Source organism: Streptomyces sp. NPDC059909, from assembly GCF_042730885.1.
GTDB lineage: Bacteria > Actinomycetota > Actinomycetes > Streptomycetales > Streptomycetaceae > Streptomyces.
Genome location: NZ_JBHWKX010000037.1, coordinates 14634 through 34871, shown reverse-complemented (window position 1 = coordinate 34871; position 20238 = coordinate 14634). Strand labels below are relative to the sequence as shown.

Below are 20238 nucleotides of genomic sequence, written 5' to 3'. Positions count from 1 at the left end.
CCATGAGTCCGGTTACGCGTCAGCCGTTGCGCTTCCAGCGCGGCTTGTCGTCACGGCGACCGCCGAACGAGCCGGTGCCGGAGCCCGAGCCACGGTGGTCGTCGCGGCGGCCGTACGGGCGGTCGTGGCCGGAGCGGAAGCCGCCGCCCGAGGGGCGGTCGTCGCGGCGGTCGCGGTTGAACGGGCGGTCGCTGCCACCGCGGTGGTCACGGCGCTCGATGCCACGGTCGTTGTCGCGGCGCTGGAAGCCGCCCGAGGGGCGGTCGTCCCGGCGGAAGCCGCCACGGTCGTTGTCACGGCGCTCGAAGGAACGGCCACCGCGGTCGTCGCGACGGTCGTTGTCCCGGCGGAAACCGCCCGAGGGACGGTCGCCGTCCCGACGGTCGTCACGACGGTCGTTGTCCCGGCGGAAACCACCCGAGGGGCGGTCGTCGCGGCGGAAGCCGCCACGGTCGCCGCCACGGTCGCCGTCCCGACGGTCGTCACGACGGTCGTTGTCCCGGCGGAAACCGCCCGAGGGACGGTCGTTGTCACGGCGGTCGTCACGACGGTCGTTGTCGCGGCGGAAACCACCGGACGGACGGTCGTTGTCACGGCGGAAGCCGCCACGGTCGCCGTCACGGCGGTCGTCGCGACGGTAGCCACCGCGGTCACCACCACGGTCGCCACCGCGGTCGCGGCGCTCGTAGTTGCCCCGCTCGTCGCGGTACGCCGGCCGCTCCTCGCGGGTCTCGCGCACCGGCTCCGCCACGACCGCAGCCGCGGCCGCAGCCTCGACCTCCGCCTCGGCCGCCTCCGTCACCTCGGCGACCGCGGCCTCCGGGTCCTCGCCCCGCTCGCGCGCGGCGCGGGCGATCAGGCGGTCGGCCTCCTCGCGGAGTTCGGCGGCACGGCGCTGGACGCGCTCCAGCTCCTTGGTGAGCTGGGCGACCTCGCGCTCGGCCTGCTTGGCGGCGTTGTTCGCGGAGTCGGCCTGGACCTCGGTCAGCGAGCGGGCGCCGGTGATCTCGGCGACCTCCGGGTCGAACGCGCCGGCGCCGCCGACGATGTGGCGCGAGGCGTCGACGCCCGCGTCCTCCATCAGGCGGAAGATCTGGCGGCGCTGGTGGGGAAGGGCGAGGGACACCACCGTGCCGGACTGGCCGGCACGGGCCGTGCGGCCGGAACGGTGCAGGTAGTCCTTGTGGTCACCGGCCGGGTCCACGTTCAGGACCAGGTCGATGCCGTCGACGTGGATACCGCGGGCGGCGACGTCGGTCGCGACGAGCGCGTTGACGTAACCGTCCTTGAAGTCGGCGAGGACCCGGGTACGGGCACCCTGCGTCATGCCGCCGTGCAGCGCGTCTGCCTTCACGCCCGCCTCGACGAGCTGCTCGGCGATACGGTCGGCGCCCAGCTGCGTACGGACGAAGATGATCGTGCGGCCCTTGCGGGCGGCGATCGCGGCCGTGACGGGCGCCTTGTCCTTCGGCTTCACGACGAGGACGTGGTGCGTCATGGTCGTGACGTTGCCCTGGGCACTGTCGACCTCGTGGCTGACCGGGTTGTTCAGGTAGCGCCTGACCAGCGTGCCGATCTCGTTCTCCATGGTGGCGGAGAAGAGCATGCGCTGGCCGCCCTCGGGCACCTGGTCGAGCAGCTCGGTGACCTCGGGCAGGAAGCCCAGGTCGGACATCTGGTCGGCCTCGTCGAGGACCGCGACCTGGACGTTCTCGAGGGAGCAGGCGCCGCGGTTGATGATGTCGCGCAGTCGGCCCGGGGTGGCGACGAGGATGTCGACGCCGCGCTCGAGCGCGTAGATCTGGTTGCCCATGGACGTACCGCCGCAGACGACCTTGATCTTCAGACCGAGGACATCGCCGTACGGCTGGAGCGCGTCCGCGACCTGCATCGCGAGCTCACGGGTCGGGGTGAGGATGACGGCGCGGGGCTTCTTCTTCTCGGTGTGGCCGCCGGCCAGCGTGGCCAGGGTCGGCAGACCGAAGGAGAGGGTCTTGCCGGAGCCGGTACGGCCACGGCCGAGGATGTCCTTGCCGGCCAGGGCGTCCGGGATGGTCGCGGCCTGGATCGGGAACGGGACGGTGACACCGTTCTGGGCGAGCTTGCGGACGACGCCCTCGGGGAGGCCCAGGTCGCCGAAGGTCACCTCGGGAGCCTCGGCCTCAGCGGCCTCGGCCTCGGTGGCCTCGGCCTCGACAGCCGTGTCGGCCGTGTCGGCCTCGACAGCGTCGACGATCTCGTCGTTCTCGGGCAGGACGGCACGGTCAGAACTGGAAATGGACATGCGAAATGCGAAACCTTCCGGAGTCTCGGCACGCGCCCAAACTCCGTGAATTCGCAATTCGACCGCCTCAATGCGGTCAGCCACGGCTAGGGAGAGTACGCGCCACGCGGCGCTCTTCTGTGTCGGCGCCGGGCAATGGGATCAAACGATCTACCACCATACGCACCCGGACCCACCGGAGGCAAACCACCACACTGCGGCACTCGTCACACCCGCCCTCTTCCCGACAGGCCCCGAGGCTCGTCGGGCACCCCTCACGCGGGCCCCATCTGCGGCGACGCCGTCGGCTCCGCGCGCATGCCCTGCCCGTCGTCGTCGGCCGCCCGCATCGCGCCCATCTGGGTGTCGGCCGCCGGCGACGCGGACGGCGGGTCGGTCGGCTCCTCCGTCGGGCCCGGGCCCGGGTCCGACGGCGTCGGCTCCACGGTCGGGGTGGGTTCACCGGGCGGAGACGTGGGCTGCCCCGGCGGGGTCGGCTCACCGGGGGGCGGCGTGGGCCCCTGCGGATCGACGGGCTTCACGCCTCCGCCGCCCCCGCCGCCGCTGGGCAGCCGCACGGACGGCGCAGTGGACACGCTCGGGCTCGCCCCGGCCCCCGCGTCCTCGCCCCCACCCTTGCCCGCGGCCCCGCCTGACCGCGCCGCTCCGCCCATGCCCGTACGCCCCTGTCCGCCCGCACCGCCCGGCGCGGCTCCGCCGCCGTCGGGCTCGGCCGCGGCCCCTTTGCGCTGCGGGGACTTCGCGGGCTCCCGCCCGCCGTCGTCGTCGCCGACGCTCATACAGCCTGCGGAGGCCGCGACCGCCAGTGCGGTGGCGATCCATACGGCACAACGGCCGGGAACGGACAACTGGCGCACGAGCGGCACCTCCGGGGCACGGGACGCGGGTTTCCCTGCCCAACTCCCTTCGCCCCATGGGGGACACGCCCGGAGCCCGCCGGGCGTGCCTCAGCGCGAGGACCGGCTCATCCGTACCCCAGGGCGTGCAACCGCTCGTCGTCGATCCCGAAGTGATGGGCGATCTCATGGACCACCGTGATCTCGGTCTCGACGACGACGTCCTCCCGGGACTCGCACATCCGCAGCGTCGGTCCCCGGTAGATCGTGATCCGGTCCGGCAGCACCCCCGCGTACCACTCACCGCGGTCGGTCAGCGGAGTCCCCTCGTAGAGGCCGAGCAGCTCGGGATCGTCGGCGGTGGGTTCGTCCTCGACGAACACCGCGACGTTGTCCATCAGCCGCGTCAGCTCCGGCGGGATCCTGTCCAGCGCCTCGGCGACCAGTTCCTCGAACTCCTCGCGCGTCATCTCCAGCACGGGGCCATTGTCACGCACACACGTCCAGGGGCGCGGGCATAGCCCGCCCCGAGCCTGGGCATACGGGACCAATGGCCCGCGCTCGTGAACGGTTCCGTGCCCTCCTCACCGGCATCACGCGCCGATACCACCGGGCTCGGTCGCACGACCACCGGTCGCACCACCAGCGACCGAGCCCCACCCAGCCCCTCGCCGACACCTCCGCCCTCGCCCCCGCCCACCCCGCCCACCCCTCGCACCCCTACGCCCGCGCACTCGCACTGCTCGCCGTCGTCCTGACGGGTGCCTGGCTCGGCCTCCTCGTCGTGGGGGCCGTCCGTACGCCCGTGGGGCCGATGGACACGACCATGACGCTGCGCCCGTCCCTCACCGGCGGCACGAAGATCAACGTCTCCCCGCTGGGCGCCCTCGAACTGGACTCCCATGTGGCGCCCATCCGTCTCGACGTCGATGTCGACCGGCTCGACCCGGTCCGCTCCCAGGCCCTCGTCGAGCACCCCGAGCGCCTCTCCGGCCTCCAGGACGAGGTCACCCACGACGTCGCGGCCGGCACCCGCGAGCTGGCGTGGCGCTCGTGCGTCGCCGTCGTCTCCGGCGCCACCGCGCTCGGCCTCGCCGTCTACCGCCGCCCGCGCCGCGCCCTCGCCGCGGGCGGCCTCGCGCTCGTCCTCCTCGCGGCCTCCGGCATCAGCGCGTACGCCACCTGGAACCCGAAGTCCGTACTGGAACCGAAGTTCTCCGGACTCCTGTCCTCGGCCCCCTCCGTCGTCGGCAACGCGCGCTCGATCGTCACCGAATTCGACGTCTACCAGAAGGAGTTGGCGCGCCTGGTCACCAACGTCACCAAGCTGTACGACGCGACGTCCACGCTCCCCGCCTACCAGCCGGACCCCGGCACGATGCGCGTCCTGCACGTCTCCGACATCCACCTCAACCCGGCGGCGTGGCACATCATCGGCTCGCTCGTGGAGCAGTACGAGATCGACGTCGTCATCGACTCCGGCGACACCATGGACCACGGCACCGCCGCCGAGAACACCTTCCTCGACCCGATCCCCGACCTCGGCGCGCCCTACGTCTGGGTCCGCGGCAACCACGACTCGCTCACCACCCAGCGGCACCTGGAACGCCTCAGGAACGTCCACGTCCTCGACGACGGCCGCGCGGTCACCGTCGCGGGCCTGCGGGTGGCCGGCACGGGCGACCCCCAGTTCACCCCGGACCGCACGACCCGGCCCCAGGGCGACCCCGCCGAACGCATGGCCGGCATCCGGCTCGCCTCCGCCCTCCGCGACCAGCACCGCGCGGGCACCCCCGTCGACATCGCGGTCGCCCACAACCCCGTCGCCGCCCGTGAGACCGACGGCGAGGTCCCCCTCGTCCTCGCCGGCCACGTCCACCACCGCGAGACGGAACTCCTCCCCCTCGGCACGCGCCTCAAGATCGAGGGCTCCACGGGCGGCGGCGGCCTGCGCGCGGTCCAGAACGACGAACCCGAGAAGGTCCGCGCCTCCGTCCTCTACCTCGACCGCGACACCCGCCGCCTCCAGGCCTGGGACGAGATCACCCTGGGCGGCCTGGGCCTCACCACGGCCGAGGTCAGCCGCCACCTGGCCGGCCCCGAACCCTCCGGCGGGTCGTCGCCCGCGTCCCCCTCGGGGACGCCACCCGAGTGATCTCGGCCGTGTCTTTCCGCAGGCGTCCCCCGGCCCCCGCGGTACGTGTCGAGGGGGCGCCCCCCGGATCCCCGCTGCGCCTGCCCGGGGGGCGCCCCCGGACCTCCCCGAAAAGCGTTTTGGCGATAGCTCCCCGCATCCCATATGCTTCTCACGTCCCCGACGCGCTGAGAAGCGCCCAGGTGGGCCCTTAGCCCTCATCGTCTAGTGGCCCAGGACGCCGCCCTTTCAAGGCGGTAGCACGGGTTCGAATCCCGTTGGGGGCACGCATCACTGTGTGCGAGACTATGTCTCGCACAATGCATCACCTCTGGTCCTGTGGAGCAGTTTGGAGTGCTCGCCACCCTGTCAAGGTGGAGGCCGCGGGTTCAAATCCCGTCAGGACCGCCGCAGCTCGCAAGAGCTGCGTGGCTGGGTAGCTCAGTTGGTACGAGCGTCCGCCTGAAAAGCGGAAGGTCGCCGGTTCGACCCCGGCCCCAGCCACCGCCCCTGAAAAGGGAAAACGCCCGCCCCGAGGCTTCTCGGAGCGGGCGTTCTGCTGTTCGCGCCAACAGTCCGGGCCCTGTGGCTACGATCCGGTGCCGCCGGTCGGGTGCCGGCCGCTCGGGGTGACAAGGGGTGCACGGTGGGTGCGGGGCGATGGAGCACGCGGCGGCGGGTGACGGCCGCGATCCTGGCGGTGCCGGCCGCCCTGTTGGGCTGGGGGATGTTCGAGACCCTCGTATGGGGGTGGGACGGGCGCGGCGAGATCAGCTGCGCGTCCGCTCTGAAGTTCGCCCACGGCACGCTTCCTGACAGCGCGACGGACCAGGCCTGCGAATCCGTCTACTGGCAGGAGCAGGCGGCAACGGCACGTTCCGCATGGACCGGTCCGAGGTCGCGCCCTGGCTGAAGGCCGCGTATCCGGAGTTGGAGCCGGAGCAGGAGCAGGAGTGTGCCGAGGACCTGTGCCTGCGCCACAGCTTCGGAACGTCCGTGATGGCGGACGGCGTCCAGCTCTCCTTCCGGTACGAGGCCGGCGGCACCGCCCTTGTGACTCTCCACGCGATGCAGAGCTGAAGACCCACCCGGGCGGCGGGTGAGGGATCCGCACCCGCGGGCCCCTCACCACCGGCGTCAGACCCGCTCGCGGCGGCGCCATCCTCGTACCGCCAGCCCGATCGCGGTGACCGCGACGACAAGGATGAGCAGGGCCGGGTCCGGGACCGCGCGGCCCAGGCCGGCGGCCCATTCCTCGGCGGCGAACGAAGCGTCGGCGGAGAGCAGACCCGGGAGGGCCGTGGTGCCGTCGAAGGCGAGGAAGAGGGTGCCCAGGGTGATGAAGAACAGCCCCGACAGGGCGGATGTCGTGTGGAGCTCGAAGCGGCCCGCGACGCGGACGGTGCGGCCGCGCAGCCATGGGCGCGCGCCCAGGTCGTAGCGCTCCCACAGGAGCGCGAGGGCGAAGAGCGGTACGGCCATGCCGAGGGCGTAGACAGCGAGGAGGAGTCCGCCGTAGGCCGGGCTGCCGCTCAGGGCCGCCACGGTCAGGACGCTGCCGAGGATCGGGCCCGCGCAGAAGCCGGCCAGGCCGTAGACCATGCCCAGGGCGTAGACCGAGACCGCGGTGGTGGGGCGGATCCGGCCGCTGACCTCGGCGAGGCGGCGGGACGCGAAGCCCAGGCCCGCGATCTGGGCCAGGCCGAGGGCGATGATCAGCCAGCCGCCGGCGGTGACCAGCAGATCGCGGTGGCCGTAGAAGAGCCGTCCGGCGTACGAACCGGCGGCGCCCAGCGGGACCAGGGTGGTCGCGAGGCCCGCGTAGAAGATGCCCGTCCGGGCCACGAGCCTGGCCGCGGCGTCGATCGAGTACGCGAAGAACGCGGGGAGCAGCAGGGCGCTGCACGGGCTGAGCAGCGCGAGCAGGCCGCCGAGGAAGGCGGCCAGGTAGCCGATGTCCGTCATCGCCGGGCCGCCGCCTCGATCGCCTCGGTGAAGGTCCGCGCCGGCTGCGCGCCCGCGATCGGGCGGCCGTTGACCAGGAACGACGGCGTGGACGTCGCGCCCAGTCCGTACCCCTCCTCCCGGTCCCGCTCCACCGCCTCGCGTGCCGCGTCGCTGTCGGCGTCGTGCGCGAAGCGGTCCAGGTCCCGGACCCCCGCCTGCTCGGCGAGCTCGCGCAGCCGCTGCCCGCCGAAGCCCTTCTCCTTCGCTCCGTCCGCGTACGCGGCCTCGTGGAACTGCCAGAAGCGGCCCTGCTGCCCGGCCGCCCACGCAGCGCGGGCCGCGGCCTCGGACTCCTCGCCGAAGATCGGGAAGTTGCGCCACTCGATGCGCAGGGTGCCGTTGTCGACGTACTTCTTCACCAGCGCTGGCTCGGTGTCGCGCGCGAACGTGCCGCAGTAGCCGCACGCGAAGTCGGCGTACTCGACCATCACGACGGGCGCGTCCGCGCGGCCCAGGGCGAGCGGGTCCTTCGCGTCGCGCCGGGCGAGCTTCTCCAGCTCGGGGTGGACCCCGGCCTGCGGGTCGGCCGGCACCGCGGCGACCGCGCCGCCGGCGGCCGCCGCGGGCTCGGCGGGCTGGGTGGGCCTGGTTGCGGTGTACGAGACGACGCCGAGCAGCACGGCCGCGGCGGCGACTCCTGCGCCGAGCGCGAAGGGCTTCATCTGCGTGCGGGAACGGGACATGGGCATGACTGTGGGTTCTCTCCGGGCGCGAAAAGGCGAGCAGGACGTAGGCAGTACGGCCGTGCCCCGCCTATACGCGCAGGACGGAGAGGTCTGTCGGGCTCGGTGCGACGACGGGCGGCGGTCCGCGCTCCGGCGCGACCTCCAGCACGATGTCGTCCACCGTCCGGCAGCCGGAGGCAGAGGTGGCGTGGGCGGTATGGAGAGCCGGGAGCAGTTCGTACGAGGACGAACCGCGCGGCGGGACGGCGGGCCTCGGCCCGCCGTCGTCCTGGGAGCCGTTGTCGCATCCGGGCGGCCCGTGCTCACCGGCCGGGGCGGCCACGACCACCGATGGGGGGACATCCGCCACCACCTGCGTGGCAACATCCGCCACCACCGGCTCGGGAGCACCCGCGACCGCCGACGCGGAAACGCCGGCCGCCACCCACGACGCGACACCATGCGCAGCCGCGCCGCTCGTCCCCGTACCCAGCAGGACCCCGAACAGCACCGCCGCCGACGCGACCATGACCGCGAAGGCGTCACGGCCCCGGCGGCTGCGCGCACTGGGCATGGGCGGGCGGTCTCCTGGTCGTCGGTGTGCCGCAATCGTAAGGGCCCCTGGACCCCCGGACCCGGGCCGCCGGGCCGCGGTCGGTACTGGGGCCGGCGCCGGGGCCGGCCGGGGGACCCCGCCCCGCCCACCGGAAATGGGTTCGCCAGTCCGCTCGCGCGGGTGCGATCCTGGGTTCCGTATGTCTACTTCCTTCGCCGATCTCCAGACCCAGCTGGCCGAGCTCTCGCTGCGCGACGCGCACCGGCTCGGCCGGCGGCTCGAAGGCACCCGCCGGATCCGTAAGCCCGAGGCGCGGCAGGCCGTGCTGGACGAGATCGCGGCCGAGGCCGCCAAGGCCGCCGGCCGCACCGCCGAGCGCGCGGCGCGGGTGCCCGAGGTCACATACCCCGCGCAGCTGCCGGTCAGTCAGAAGAAGGACGAGATCCTCGCGGCGATACGGGACCACCAGGTCGTGATCGTCGCGGGTGAGACCGGCTCGGGCAAGACCACGCAGATCCCCAAGATCTGTCTGGAGCTGGGCCGGGGCGTGCGCGGCATGGTCGGGCACACCCAGCCCCGCCGGATCGCCGCCCGCACGGTCGCCGAGCGCGTCGCCGAGGAGCTGCGCACCCCGCTCGGCGAGGCCGTCGGCTGGAAGGTCCGCTTCACCGACCAGGTGGGGCAGGACACGTTCGTCAAGCTCATGACGGACGGCATCCTGCTCGCGGAGATCCAGACGGACCGCGAGCTGCGCGCGTACGACACGCTGATCATCGACGAGGCCCACGAGCGCAGCCTCAACATCGACTTCCTGCTCGGCTATCTGGCCCAGCTGCTGCCGAAGCGGCCGGACCTCAAGGTCGTCATCACCTCCGCGACGATCGACCCCGAGCGCTTCTCGCGCCACTTCGGCGACGCGCCGATCGTCGAGGTCAGCGGGCGTACGTACCCCGTGGAGGTCCGCTACCGGCCGCTCCTGGAGGAGGACGGCGAGGAGTCCGACCGCGACCAGATCACCGCCATCTGCGACGCGGTCGACGAGCTCCGGTCCGAGGGCCCCGGCGACGTGCTGGTCTTCCTCTCCGGTGAGCGCGAGATCCGCGACACCGCGGACGCGCTCAACAAGAAGAACCTCCGCAACACCGAGGTCCTCCCCCTCTACGCCCGCCTCTCGCACGCCGAGCAGCACCGCGTCTTCCAGCCGCACACCGGCCGCCGCATCGTCCTCGCGACGAACGTCGCCGAGACGTCGCTGACGGTCCCCGGCATCAAGTACGTCATCGACCCGGGCACCGCCCGTATCTCCCGCTACAGCCATCGCACCAAGGTCCAGCGCCTCCCCATCGAGGCCATCAGCCAGGCCAGCGCCAACCAGCGCAAGGGCCGCTGCGGCCGTACGTCCGACGGCATCTGCATCCGGCTGTACAGCGAGGAGGACTTCCTCTCCCGGCCCGAGTTCACGGACGCGGAGATCCTCCGTACGAACCTGGCCTCCGTCATCCTGCAGATGACCGCGGCCGGCCTCGGCGACATCGACAAGTTCCCCTTCATCGACCCGCCGGACCACCGCAACATCCGCGACGGCGTGCAGCTCCTCCAGGAGCTGGGCGCGCTCGACCCGGCGCAGAAGGACCCGAAGAAGCGGCTCACGCAGATGGGCCGCAAGCTGGCCCAGCTGCCCGTCGACCCCCGCCTGGCCCGGATGGTGATCGAGGCCGACAAGAACGGCTGCGTCCGCGAGGTCATGGTCATCGCCGCCGCGCTCTCCATCCAGGACCCGCGCGAGCGCCCCGCCGACAAGCAGGCGCAGGCCGACCAGCAGCACGCCCGCTTCAAGGACGAGACGAGCGACTTCCTCGCCTTCCTCAACCTGTGGCGGTACATCCGCGAGCAGCAGAAGGAGCGCGGCTCCTCCAGCTTCCGCCGGATGTGCAAGCAGGAGTACCTGAACTTCCTGCGCATCCGCGAGTGGCAGGACATCTACGCGCAGCTGCGCACGGTCGCCAAGCAGATGGGCATGCACCTCGAGGAGCCTTCGGCGGGCACTGACGCGCCCGACCAGTCCGTGCACATCTCGCTGCTCGCCGGCCTGCTGTCCCACATCGGCATGAAGGACATCAAGGAAGGCGCGAAGAACGAGTACCTGGGCGCACGCAGCGCGAAGTTCGCCGTCTTCCCCGGGTCCGCCCTCTTCAAGAAGCCCCCGCGCTTCGTCATGTCCGCCGAGCTCGTCGAGACGTCCCGCCTCTGGGCCCGGGTCAACGCGAAGATCGAGCCGGAGTGGATCGAGCCCCTCGCCGGGCATCTGATCAAGCGCACGTACAGCGAGCCGCACTGGGAGAAGGACCAGGCGGCCGTGATGGCGTACGAGAAGGTCACCCTGTACGGCGTCCCGATCGTCGCCCAGCGCAAGGTCAACTACGGGCGGATCGACCCGGAGACGAGCCGCGAGCTGTTCATCCGCAACGCGCTCGTCGAGGGCGACTGGCGCACGCACCACAAGTTCTTCGCGGACAACCGCAAACTCCTCACCGAGGTCGAGGAGTTGGAGCACCGCGCCCGGCGCCGCGACATCCTCGTCGACGACGAGACGCTGTTCGACTTCTACGACCAGCGGGTGCCCGAGCACGTCGTGTCCGGGGCGCACTTCGACTCGTGGTGGAAGCACAAGCGCCACGAGGAGCCCGAGCTCCTCGACTTCGAGCGCGAGATGCTCATCAACGAGAAGGCCGGGGCGGTCACCAAGGACGACTACCCCGACTCGTGGCGGCAGGGACAGCTGAAGTTCCGGGTCACGTACCAGTTCGAGCCGGGCGCGGACGCGGACGGCGTCACCGTCCACATCCCGCTCCAGGTCCTCAACCAGGTCACGGACGAGGGCTTCGACTGGCAGATCCCGGGGCTGCGGGAAGAGGTCGTCACGGAACTGATCCGCTCCCTCCCGAAGCCGATCCGCCGCCACTACGTGCCCGCGCCGAATTACGCGAAGGCGTTCCTCGAGCGGGCCGTGCCGCTGCAGGAGCCGCTGCCGGTCACACTGGCGCGTGAGCTGAAGCGCATGGTCGGCGTGCCGGTCACGGGCGACGACTTCGATCTCTCGAAGGTCCCGGACCACCTGAAGATCACGTTCCGGATCATCGACGAGCGTCGGCGCAAGCTTGCAGAGGCCAAGGACCTGGAGGCGCTCCGGCTCCAGCTGAAGCCCAAGGCCCGCCAGGCCCTCTCCGAGGCCGCCGCGGCCACCGCCGAGCGCCCGGGCGGGACGGCCGTCGAGCGCACGGGCCTCACCGACTGGACGATCGGCACGCTGACGAAGGTCTTCGAGACCCGGCGCGCGGGCCAGCCCGTCAAGGCGTACCCGGCCCTCGTCGACCAGGGCGAGACCGTCGCCGTACGCCTCTTCGACACCGAGGCGGAGCAGGCGCAGGCGATGTGGCAGGGCACGCGGAAGCTGATCCTTCTGAACATCCCCGTCAACCCGGCGAAGTTCGCGTCCGAACGGATGACGAACCAGCAGAAGCTCGCCCTCTCGCGCAATCCGCACGGCTCCGTCCAGGCGCTCTTCGACGACTGCGCGACCGCGGCGGCGGACAAGCTGATCGCCGACCACGGCGGTCCCGCGTGGGATGAGGAATCGTTCCGGAAGCTGTACGACAAGGTCCGCGCGGACCTCGTGGACACGACCGTACGGACCGTGGACCAGGTCGGGCAGATCCTGGCCGCCTGGCAGGCCTGTGAGCGCCGTCTCAAGGCCACGAACAGCCTGGCCCTCATCAACAACGTCCAGGACGTACGGGAGCAGCTGGCGGCCCTCGTGCCGGCCGGCTTCGTGACGCGGACGGGCCTGCGGCGGCTGCCCGACCTGATGCGCTACCTGATCGCGGTGGACCGCAGGCTGCAGCAGATGCCGACGGCCGTCCAGCGCGACACGACGCGCATGGAGAAGGTCCACGAGATGCAGGACGAGTACGCCTGGCTCCTGGAGCAGCTGCCCAAGGGGCGGCCGGTGCCGCAGGAGGCCCTGGACATCCGCTGGATGATCGAGGAGCTGCGGGTGAGCTACTTCGCCCACGCCCTGGGCACGGCGTACCCCGTATCGGACAAGCGCATCGTCAAGGCGATCGACGCGGCGGCGCCGTGAACGGCCGTGACGCGGCCGTCGCCTTGAGTGAGTTCGACCGGACCGTCTGACCTGCTGTACAGTCTCTTTCGCAGCCGAGGAAGTACGGAGCTGCGAAACCTGGTCCTGTGGAGCAGTTTGGAGTGCTCGCCACCCTGTCAAGGTGGAGGCCGCGGGTTCAAATCCCGTCAGGACCGCAGTAAGGAAGGCCCCCGCACCGTCTGGTGCGGGGGCCTTCGGCATGCGGGACCTCGTGCCGGCCAGGCTGCCGCGCCCGCGGCGGAGCCGCAATCGACACGGCAAATCCCGTCAGGACCGCAGCAACGAAGGCCCCCGCATCATCGGGTGCGGGCCTTCGGCAGGCCGGCCCTGGCGCCCGCCAGGCGGCCGAACAGATGTGGAAGGCCCCGAACCGCTTGGTGCGGGGCCTTCTGGCGTATTGACGGGGCCACTTGCCGCCGGTACCCAGTCAAGACAGGGGTAGGGGGCCCCCGACCGCGGAGGTGGCGCATGGCGGCATCCACAGCGAGGCACGAGACCAGGGCGCTGCTGCGCGCCCATCTGGCGGCCGTCTCCGGCTATCGGCATCTCACCCAGCACTGTCCGGTCTGCCATCGGCTGCTGCGCCTCGCCATGAACACCGTGGACACCGTGGATGCCATGGACGCCGTGGACCCGATGGACTCCCTGGAACCCACCGAGCGGGAGGAGCGGGACGAGCGCGAGGAGACGACCGCCGAGGACGCCCCCTCGACCCGGCCCCCGGGCATGTGACGGGAGTCACTCAACGAGTTTTCAGAACGGCGGAACTTACACACCCCCTACAACCACCCAATTTAATATGTGCAATTGCACCTGCCTGGGAGGGGTTTTCGCCACTCCGCGCAACCCCTTGGCCAACGTATCGCCGCCCCGCACCGCCGGCCGCGCGCGCACAAAAAAGATCGCGCTGGACCCGGCGGAGTCCAGCGCGATCGACGACGAAACCTGTTGGGGCAGGCGCCCGCCGTGTCGAGCTCTGTTCGGGCTTGCGGGGTTGGGGGACCCGGCTATGCCCTGCTATCGGGGTGTCAGGCCTCGCTGCGCTGCTGCGGAATACCCGCAAGCAGTGCGCGGACCTCTGCCTCGCGGTACCGGCGGTGTCCACCGAGCGTACGGATGGACGTGAGCTTGCCAGCCTTGGCCCAGCGAGTGACCGTCTTCGGGTCCACGCGGAACATCGTGGCAACCTCAGCCGGGGTCAGCAGCGGCTCGGCATCAGGGGTGCGAGCGGTCATGAGCGGCCTCCTCGGGAGAACCGAACCTTCTCGGTTCTTTCCTCTAAATTCTGCACCTTGACCCGCGTTGCCCGAAATGGCAGACGCGGGCCGAGTCGGTTATAGGACGAACGGCTTGTCCTCGGCACTACAACTACACCATCTGTCCAGCCACGTCGGCCAAACCGATGGAATTGCCCTCTCAGGTGTTCATCAGCGGCGGAAGCCGATGGACCATGCCATAACGGACAGTCACGTCACAGTGACGATCAGTCACAGAGCGATCAGGAGTCATCAGACCCCCCATAGAGTGCAATGCTGAGCAATCCACCTTTTATGTAGGCGGAAGGAACCCTCCCCGGACTCCTTGTCCTATTTTGGCACGAGGGTGGGTGATGGACGCAAGGAGCGACTTAGTGCTGTCCGTCACCCTTGAGCCAAAGGCCCGGATCGGGACCTACGTCCCGTCATTGCCCGTTCAGCAGTTCGCCGCCGGGGCGTCAGTTCGCGAACTGACGATCCCGCACCGCCCTCCACCGCTCGCTCAGCCGCCCGTATGCCTCGCCCGCGACGTCGCCGTCGCCGGCCCTGAGCGCCGCGATCCCCTCGGCGAGATCCGCCGCCGAGCGGTCGTCGGCGAGCTCCTCCGGGGAGAGGGCGTGGACGAGCCCGCCGTAGTCGAGCTCGACCAGTGAGCGGGGGTGGAATTCCTCCATCCACTTGCCCACATCTACCAGGCCCTCGGTCAGCGGCCCCTCGTCGATCGTGTCCCGCAGCGTCTTCAGCGCCCGCGCGAGCCTGCGTCTGGCCTGCACCATCGGCGTCCGGTAGCGCAGCGTGGGCGGCACCCCGGCCACGTCCCCCGGCTCGTACTCGCGCTCCTCGTCCGCGAAGAGCGCGAACCAGCGCACCGGCACCTGCCACACCGCCGTCCTGATCCACGGCCTGGCATCGGGGTTGCGCTCGCGCCACGCCTCGTAGTCCGCCGCGGCCTGCCCGCGCACCACCGGCGGCAGCACCGCGTCCAGCACCGGAGACGGCAGCAGGGTGCCCAGCTCCTCCAGCGCCAGCCAGCCGCGCAGCCGGGTGCGCCAAGGGCACACGCAGACCACCCCGTCCACCTCCGTGACGAAGGCGTCCGCGCTCTCGTGGACCGGCACCGGCACGGGAGGGGTCGGCAGCAAGTCCGCCAGCGAACGTCGGAGTTCATCCTGCGCCGTGGGCGTACGGCCTTCGCGGACGTAGCGGGCCCAGTGACCCCGCTCCGACTCGGGAAACGCGGCCAGCGGCTCGTACACCCGCAGGTAGGACGCATAAGGGACGAGCACAGAAGTGACGGCCGGCATGTCGCAAATCCTTCCACGCACGTACTCCGGGAGGGGGTGATCCTGGGCACCGGGTCGGATCTACGCACCCGTAGGACTTACTCTCTTGCCCACCGGGTCCCTCCCCACCCGCAGGAGGGTCCACAAATCGCCGCTTCGTACTTGGGAGTCACCACCGTGACCGATGTGACCGACGGCGTCCTGCACACCCTGTTCCACTCGGACCAGGGGGGCCACGAACAAGTCGTGCTGTGCCAGGACCGCGCCAGTGGCCTGAAGGCCGTCATCGCCATCCACTCGACCGCCCTGGGCCCCGCCCTCGGCGGCACGCGCTTCTACCCCTACGCCTCCGAGGAAGCGGCCGTCGCCGACGCGCTGAACCTCTCGCGCGGGATGTCGTACAAGAACGCCATGGCCGGTCTCGACCACGGCGGCGGCAAGGCCGTGATCATCGGGGATCCGGAACTGATCAAGACCGAGGAGCTGCTGCTGGCCTACGGCCGGTTCGTGGCCTCGCTCGGCGGCCGGTACGTCACGGCCTGTGACGTCGGCACGTACGTCGCCGACATGGACGTCGTCGCGCGCGAGAACCGCTGGACCACGGGACGGTCCCCCGAGAACGGCGGCGCGGGCGACTCCTCCGTCCTCACCGCGTACGGCGTCTTCCAGGGCATGCGCGCCTCCGCGCAGCACGAGTGGGGCGACCCGACGCTGCGCGGCCGCAAGGTCGGTGTCGCCGGCGTCGGCAAGGTCGGCCACTACCTGGTCGAGCACCTGCTGGAGGACGGCGCCGAGGTCGTCATCACGGACGTGCGGGAAGAGTCGGTGCGTCGCATCACCGAGAAGTTCCCGCAGGTCCAGGTCGCCGAGGACACGGACGCGCTGATCCGCACCGAGGGCCTGGACATCTATGCCCCGTGCGCGCTCGGCGGCGCGCTGAACGACGCCACCGTGCCCGTGCTGACCGCGCGGATCGTCTGCGGCGCGGCCAACAACCAGCTCGCGCACCCCGGTGTCGAGAAGGACCTCGCCGACCGCCACATCCTCTACGCACCGGACTACGTCGTGAACGCGGGCGGCGTCATCCAGGTCGCCGACGAGCTCCACGGGTTCGACTTCGACCGGTGCAAGGCGAAGGCGTCGAAGATCTTCGACACCACCCTGGCCATATTCGCACGTGCGAAGGCGGACGGTATTCCGCCGGCCGCCGCGGCCGACCGGATCGCCGAGCAGCGGATGGCCGAGGCGCGCGGCCGCTGAGCCGACGGCCTTGGGCACGGCTGCGACACGGCCATGACACGGTCGGGGAACAGCCGGGGGACGGGTCACCGCCGACCGGGGAGACAAGACTCACGCCGGTCGGCGGGTCGACCGTCCAGAAGAGGTTAAAATCGCAGTTGACCAGCGAGGACAGGGCACCTTGCCGGTTCTGCGAGGTGGCACGTCATGCGGGCGGCGTACCGTATGGCCGCGGAAGCAGGTACCGTTGAAGCTCTACGGACCGGTCTCTCCGAGGAGAGCCCGTTCCGAATCATGAACGCGTGTCAAGACTCTGGGGCCGTCGAGCCCCGTCACCGAGGGGGTCGAGCCATGGGGCGCGGCCGGGCCAAGGCCAAGCAGACGAAGGTCGCCCGCCAGCTGAAGTACAACAGCGGCGGGACTGACCTGTCGCGTCTGGCCAACGAGCTGGGCGCATCGACTTCGAGTCCGATTTCGAGCCAGCCGCCGAACGCTGAGCCGTTCGAGGACGACGAGGAAGACGACCCGTACGCCCGCTACGCGGAGCTGTACAACGATGACGAGGACGACGAGGAGGACGACGAGTCCTCGCCCTCGCAGCGTCGCGGCGCTTGACGCCAGCACACCTTGAAACCCGGTCCGGGGCCTCACCCCGGACCGGGTTTAGTGCTGTTCAGCTCGCGACGGCACTAATGTGAATACGTCCCGACCAGGGCCGCGCCGGTGGTGTGCTCGCCACGCTCCGTGATCTCGCCGGCGACCCAGGCGTCGACGCCACGGTCGGCGAGGGTCGTCAGCGCGACGTCGACCGACTCCTCCGGAACGACGGCGATCATGCCGACGCCCATGTTGAGGGTCTTCTCCAGCTCCAGCCGCTCGACCTGGCCGGCCGAGCCGACGAGGTCGAAGACCGCGCCCGGCGCCCAGGTGGACCGGTCGACGACCGCGTGCAGGCCGTCGGGGACGACGCGGGCCAGGTTCGCCGCGAGCCCGCCGCCGGTGATGTGGCTGAAGGCGTGCACCTCGGTGGTGCGGGTCAGCGCCAGGCAGTCCAGCGAGTAGATCTTGGTCGGCTCCAGCAGCTCCTCGCCGAGGGTGCGGCCGAACTCCGGAATCTCGCGGTCGAGCGTCCAGCCGGCGCGGTCGAAGACCACGTGGCGGACGAGCGAGTACCCGTTCGAGTGAAGGCCGGAGGACGCCATCGCGATGACCGCGTCCCCCGTACGGATACGATCCGCGCCCAGCAGCCGGTCGGCCTCCACCACGCCCGTACCGGCGCCCGCGACATCGAAGTCGTCCGGACCCAGCAGGCCCGGGTGCTCGGCGGTCTCACCGCCCACGAGGGCCGTTCCGGCCAGCACGCAGCCCTCGGCGATGCCCTTCACGATGGCGGCGACGCGCTCGGGATGGACCTTGCCGACGCAGATGTAGTCGGTCATGAAGAGCGGCTCGGCGCCGCACACGACGATGTCGTCCATGACCATCGCGACGAGGTCATGGCCGATCGTGTCGTAGACGCCCATCTGGCGGGCCAGATCGACCTTCGTGCCGACGCCGTCGGTGGCGGAGGCGAGCAGCGGACGCTCGTAGCGCTTGAGGGCGGAGGCGTCGAAGAGGCCGGCGAAGCCGCCGATGCCGCCGAGGACCTCGGGGCGCTGCGCCTTCTTCACCCACTCCTTCATGAGCTCGACTGCGCGGTCGCCCGCTTCGATGTCGACGCCCGCGGCCGCGTAGGAAGCACCTGTCTCAGACATTGCCTGGGATCTTTCGTGTGGAGATACGGGGCTTGATCACGGACGACGGAGCGCGTCGGCGGCGTCCGCGCCGCCCGCAAGCTCGGTCTCCAGCAGCTGCTTGCCCAGCAGCTCGGGGTCGGGCAGCTCCATCGGGTACTCGCCGTCGAAGCAGGCACGGCACAGGTTCGGCTTGGCGATGGTGGTCGCCTCGATCATGCCGTCGATGGAGATGTACGACAGGGAGTCGGCGCCGAGCGAGGTGCCGATCTCCTCGATGGTCATGCCGTTGGCGATGAGCTCGGCCCGGGTGGCGAAGTCGATGCCGAAGAAGCACGGCCACTTGACGGGCGGGGACGAGATCCGGATGTGGACCTCGGCCGCGCCGGCCTCACGGAGCATCCTGACCAGCGCGCGCTGGGTGTTGCCGCGGACGATCGAGTCGTCGACGACCACCAGGCGCTTGCCCTTGATGACTTCCTTGAGCGGGTTCAGCTTGAGGCGGATGCCGAGCTGGCGGATGGTCTGCGAGGGCTGGATGAAGGTCCGGCCGACGTACGCGTTCTTGACCAGTCCCGCGCCGTAGGGGATCCCGGAAGCCTCCGCGTAGCCGATCGCCGCGGGGGTGCCGGACTCCGGAGTCGCTATGACCAGGTCGGCCTCGACGGGCGCTTCCTTCGCCAGGCGGCGGCCCATCTCCACACGGGAGAGGTAGACGTTCCGGCCGGCGATGTCGGTGTCGGGACGCGCGAGGTACACGTACTCGAAGACACAGCCCTTGGGCTTCGCTTCTGCGAATCGAGAGGTGCGCAGACCGTTCTCGTCGATGGCGATGAGCTCGCCCGGCTCGATCTCGCGGACGAAGCTCGCACCGCAGATGTCGAGGGCGGCGGTCTCGGACGCGACCACCCAGCCGCGCTCCAGCCGGCCGAGGACCAGCGGGCGGATGCCCTGCGGGTCACGGGCGGCGTAGAGCGTGTGCTCGTCCATGAAGACGAGCGAGAAGGCGCCCCTGACCTCGGGCAGGACCTTGGTGGCCGCCTCCTCGATGGTCAGCGGCTTGCCGTCGGCGTCGGTCTGCCCGGCGAGCAGGGCGGTGACGAGATCGGTGTCGTTGGTGGCGGCGACCTGGGTGGCCCGGCCGTCCTTACGAGGCAGGTCGGCGACCATCTCGGCGAGCTGCGCCGTGTTGACCAGGTTGCCGTTGTGGCCGAGCGCGATCGAGCCGTGGGCCGTGGCCCGGAAGGTCGGCTGAGCGTTCTCCCACACGGAGGCACCCGTGGTCGAGTAGCGGGCGTGACCGACCGCGATATGACCCTGGAGGGAGCCGAGGGAAGTCTCGTCGAAGACCTGGGACACAAGGCCCATGTCCTTGAAGACGAGGATCTGGGAGCCGTTGCTGACCGCGATACCCGCGGATTCCTGGCCCCGGTGTTGGAGGGCGTAGAGCCCGAAGTACGTGAGCTTGGCGACCTCTTCGCCCGGAGCCCAGACACCGAAGACGCCGCAAGCGTCCTGGGGGCCCTTCTCGCCGGGGAGCAGGTCGTGGTTGAGTCGTCCGTCACCACGTGGCACGCCACCGAGTGTAGGCGAGATCGACCACTGGTCCGAATTGGGGACGGGCGGCGGGAGGCGGCCACCACGGTCGGATGTTCGTCCAAAAGCCGCGTAATGAAGCCTTTGGGGGGTCCTACGGGCGAGTAAGAGGGTTCTGGGGGCGTGCCGCACATCACTCTCCGCACGGTCCTTGCGGGCGTGCACACTCCGGGAACAGTCGTTGACAGGTTCACGCGACCTCGACAAGGCCCCCGCCCCATGCGCCCCTCGGTGACCACACGGTCACGCTCGTGCAGCGCCGCCACGTCGACCTCGTCCGTGTCGCGAGCGCCATCTGTCGCTGCGCGTAGGGGTGGCTTCACGGCGGCGCCCGGGCCACGACGTACGCGAGCAGGCGGACCGGGCCGCAGCCGAGCCCGCGCTGCTCGCCGAGCTGCGGGCCTCGTGGGAGCGGACGGACGCGGGACTGCTCCCGTACGCGCGGGACACGTACGCGTAGGCAGGCAGGCGACCCCCGGCCCTTCCG

Annotated in this window: 17 protein-coding genes, 4 tRNA genes and 1 pseudogene; 12 read left to right on the top strand and 10 right to left on the bottom strand. The window is 70.8% G+C overall.

Annotated features, from left to right (window positions below; all coding sequences use genetic code 11):
• Window positions 1-19: 19 nt before the first annotated feature.
• The 3 genes from ACFV9O_RS24275 to ACFV9O_RS24265 all read right to left on the bottom strand — a co-directional run bounded on the left by ACFV9O_RS24275 (window position 20) and on the right by ACFV9O_RS24265 (window position 3599).
• On the bottom strand, window positions 20-2284 hold the full coding sequence (locus tag ACFV9O_RS24275) for a DEAD/DEAH box helicase (protein WP_385421115.1): 2265 nt from the start codon (window positions 2282-2284) through the stop codon (window positions 20-22).
• Window positions 2285-2538: 254 nt separating this feature from the next.
• Window positions 2539-3141 carry a hypothetical protein gene (locus ACFV9O_RS24270; RefSeq protein WP_385421113.1) on the bottom strand — a complete coding sequence of 201 codons (603 nt, stop codon included), beginning with the start codon at window positions 3139-3141 and terminating at the stop codon, window positions 2539-2541.
• A gap of 107 nt (window positions 3142-3248) precedes the next feature.
• Window positions 3249-3599 carry a metallopeptidase family protein gene (locus ACFV9O_RS24265; RefSeq protein ID WP_385421111.1) on the bottom strand — a complete coding sequence of 117 codons (351 nt, stop codon included), beginning with the start codon at window positions 3597-3599 and terminating at the stop codon, window positions 3249-3251.
• 71 nt (window positions 3600-3670) lie between these two features.
• On the opposite strand from ACFV9O_RS24265, the gene ACFV9O_RS24260 reads away from it, so the two are divergent.
• The 5 genes from ACFV9O_RS24260 to ACFV9O_RS24240 all read left to right on the top strand — a co-directional run bounded on the left by ACFV9O_RS24260 (window position 3671) and on the right by ACFV9O_RS24240 (window position 6334).
• Entirely contained in the window at window positions 3671-5275 is a 1605-nt protein-coding gene (locus ACFV9O_RS24260) for a metallophosphoesterase (protein WP_385421109.1), read from the top strand.
• Between the two features lie 193 nt (window positions 5276-5468).
• Window positions 5469-5541: transfer RNA gene (locus tag ACFV9O_RS24255), tRNA-Glu, on the top strand.
• Between the two features lie 46 nt (window positions 5542-5587).
• A tRNA-Asp gene (locus tag ACFV9O_RS24250) sits at window positions 5588-5662 on the top strand.
• Between the two features lie 22 nt (window positions 5663-5684).
• Window positions 5685-5758: transfer RNA gene (locus ACFV9O_RS24245), tRNA-Phe, on the top strand.
• Between the two features lie 378 nt (window positions 5759-6136).
• Window positions 6137-6334, top strand: a complete 198-nt coding sequence (locus ACFV9O_RS24240; protein ID WP_385421108.1) for a hypothetical protein — start codon at window positions 6137-6139, stop codon at window positions 6332-6334.
• A gap of 57 nt (window positions 6335-6391) precedes the next feature.
• On the opposite strand, the gene ACFV9O_RS24235 is transcribed toward ACFV9O_RS24240, so the two are convergent.
• The 3 genes from ACFV9O_RS24235 to ACFV9O_RS24225 all read right to left on the bottom strand — a co-directional run bounded on the left by ACFV9O_RS24235 (window position 6392) and on the right by ACFV9O_RS24225 (window position 8500).
• Window positions 6392-7219, bottom strand: coding sequence for a cytochrome c biogenesis CcdA family protein (locus tag ACFV9O_RS24235; protein WP_385421106.1), 828 nt, complete (start codon window positions 7217-7219; stop codon window positions 6392-6394).
• Window positions 7216-7944, bottom strand: a complete 729-nt coding sequence (locus ACFV9O_RS24230) for a DsbA family protein (protein WP_385421104.1) — start codon at window positions 7942-7944, stop codon at window positions 7216-7218. The genes ACFV9O_RS24235 and ACFV9O_RS24230 overlap by 4 nt, the downstream gene beginning before the upstream one ends.
• 70 nt (window positions 7945-8014) lie before the next feature.
• Window positions 8015-8500, bottom strand: a complete 486-nt coding sequence (locus ACFV9O_RS24225; protein ID WP_385421103.1) for a hypothetical protein — start codon at window positions 8498-8500, stop codon at window positions 8015-8017.
• A gap of 181 nt (window positions 8501-8681) precedes the next feature.
• On the opposite strand from ACFV9O_RS24225, the gene hrpA reads away from it, so the two are divergent.
• From hrpA to ACFV9O_RS24210, 3 genes are all read left to right on the top strand, one after another.
• Window positions 8682-12623 carry an ATP-dependent RNA helicase HrpA gene (gene hrpA / locus ACFV9O_RS24220; protein ID WP_385421101.1) on the top strand — a complete coding sequence of 1314 codons (3942 nt, stop codon included), beginning with the start codon at window positions 8682-8684 and terminating at the stop codon, window positions 12621-12623.
• A 101-nt stretch (window positions 12624-12724) separates the two neighbouring features.
• A tRNA-Asp gene (locus ACFV9O_RS24215) sits at window positions 12725-12799 on the top strand.
• Between the two features lie 313 nt (window positions 12800-13112).
• A complete protein-coding gene (locus tag ACFV9O_RS24210) occupies window positions 13113-13376 on the top strand; it encodes a DUF6274 family protein (RefSeq protein ID WP_385421099.1) in 264 nt (87 codons plus the stop codon).
• A gap of 296 nt (window positions 13377-13672) precedes the next feature.
• Here the strand turns inward: ACFV9O_RS24210 and bldC are convergent, their stop codons facing one another.
• Window positions 13673-13879 carry a developmental transcriptional regulator BldC gene (gene bldC, locus ACFV9O_RS24205; protein ID WP_003949541.1) on the bottom strand — a complete coding sequence of 69 codons (207 nt, stop codon included), beginning with the start codon at window positions 13877-13879 and terminating at the stop codon, window positions 13673-13675.
• A 479-nt stretch (window positions 13880-14358) separates the two neighbouring features.
• Entirely contained in the window at window positions 14359-15204 is an 846-nt protein-coding gene (locus ACFV9O_RS24200; protein ID WP_385421097.1) for a hypothetical protein, read from the bottom strand.
• 156 nt (window positions 15205-15360) lie between these two features.
• On the opposite strand from ACFV9O_RS24200, the gene ACFV9O_RS24195 reads away from it, so the two are divergent.
• Together ACFV9O_RS24195 and ACFV9O_RS24190 are read left to right on the top strand one after the other, a co-directional pair.
• Window positions 15361-16443 carry a Leu/Phe/Val dehydrogenase gene (locus ACFV9O_RS24195; protein WP_385421096.1) on the top strand — a complete coding sequence of 361 codons (1083 nt, stop codon included), beginning with the start codon at window positions 15361-15363 and terminating at the stop codon, window positions 16441-16443.
• Between the two features lie 330 nt (window positions 16444-16773).
• Window positions 16774-17037 carry a DUF3073 domain-containing protein gene (locus tag ACFV9O_RS24190; protein WP_360445526.1) on the top strand — a complete coding sequence of 88 codons (264 nt, stop codon included), beginning with the start codon at window positions 16774-16776 and terminating at the stop codon, window positions 17035-17037.
• 74 nt (window positions 17038-17111) lie between these two features.
• Here ACFV9O_RS24190 and purM read toward each other — a convergent pair whose 3' ends face one another.
• Together purM and purF are read right to left on the bottom strand one after the other, a co-directional pair.
• Window positions 17112-18176, bottom strand: coding sequence for a phosphoribosylformylglycinamidine cyclo-ligase (gene purM, locus ACFV9O_RS24185; RefSeq protein ID WP_385421094.1), 1065 nt, complete (start codon window positions 18174-18176; stop codon window positions 17112-17114).
• Between the two features lie 36 nt (window positions 18177-18212).
• Window positions 18213-19730 (bottom strand): amidophosphoribosyltransferase, encoded by a 1518-nt coding sequence (purF, locus tag ACFV9O_RS24180; protein ID WP_385421092.1) that lies wholly within the window; start codon window positions 19728-19730, stop codon window positions 18213-18215.
• Between the two features lie 263 nt (window positions 19731-19993).
• On the opposite strand from purF, the pseudogene ACFV9O_RS24175 reads away from it, so the two are divergent.
• Together ACFV9O_RS24175 and ACFV9O_RS24170 are read left to right on the top strand one after the other, a co-directional pair.
• Window positions 19994-20062: pseudogene (locus ACFV9O_RS24175) on the top strand (putative leader peptide); the annotation flags it as partial.
• 2 nt (window positions 20063-20064) lie between these two features.
• The gene (locus ACFV9O_RS24170; RefSeq protein WP_385421162.1) at window positions 20065-20211 is read left to right on the top strand and encodes a hypothetical protein; all 147 of its coding nucleotides are present in this window, start codon (window positions 20065-20067) and stop codon (window positions 20209-20211) included.
• Window positions 20212-20238 lie beyond the last annotated feature (27 nt).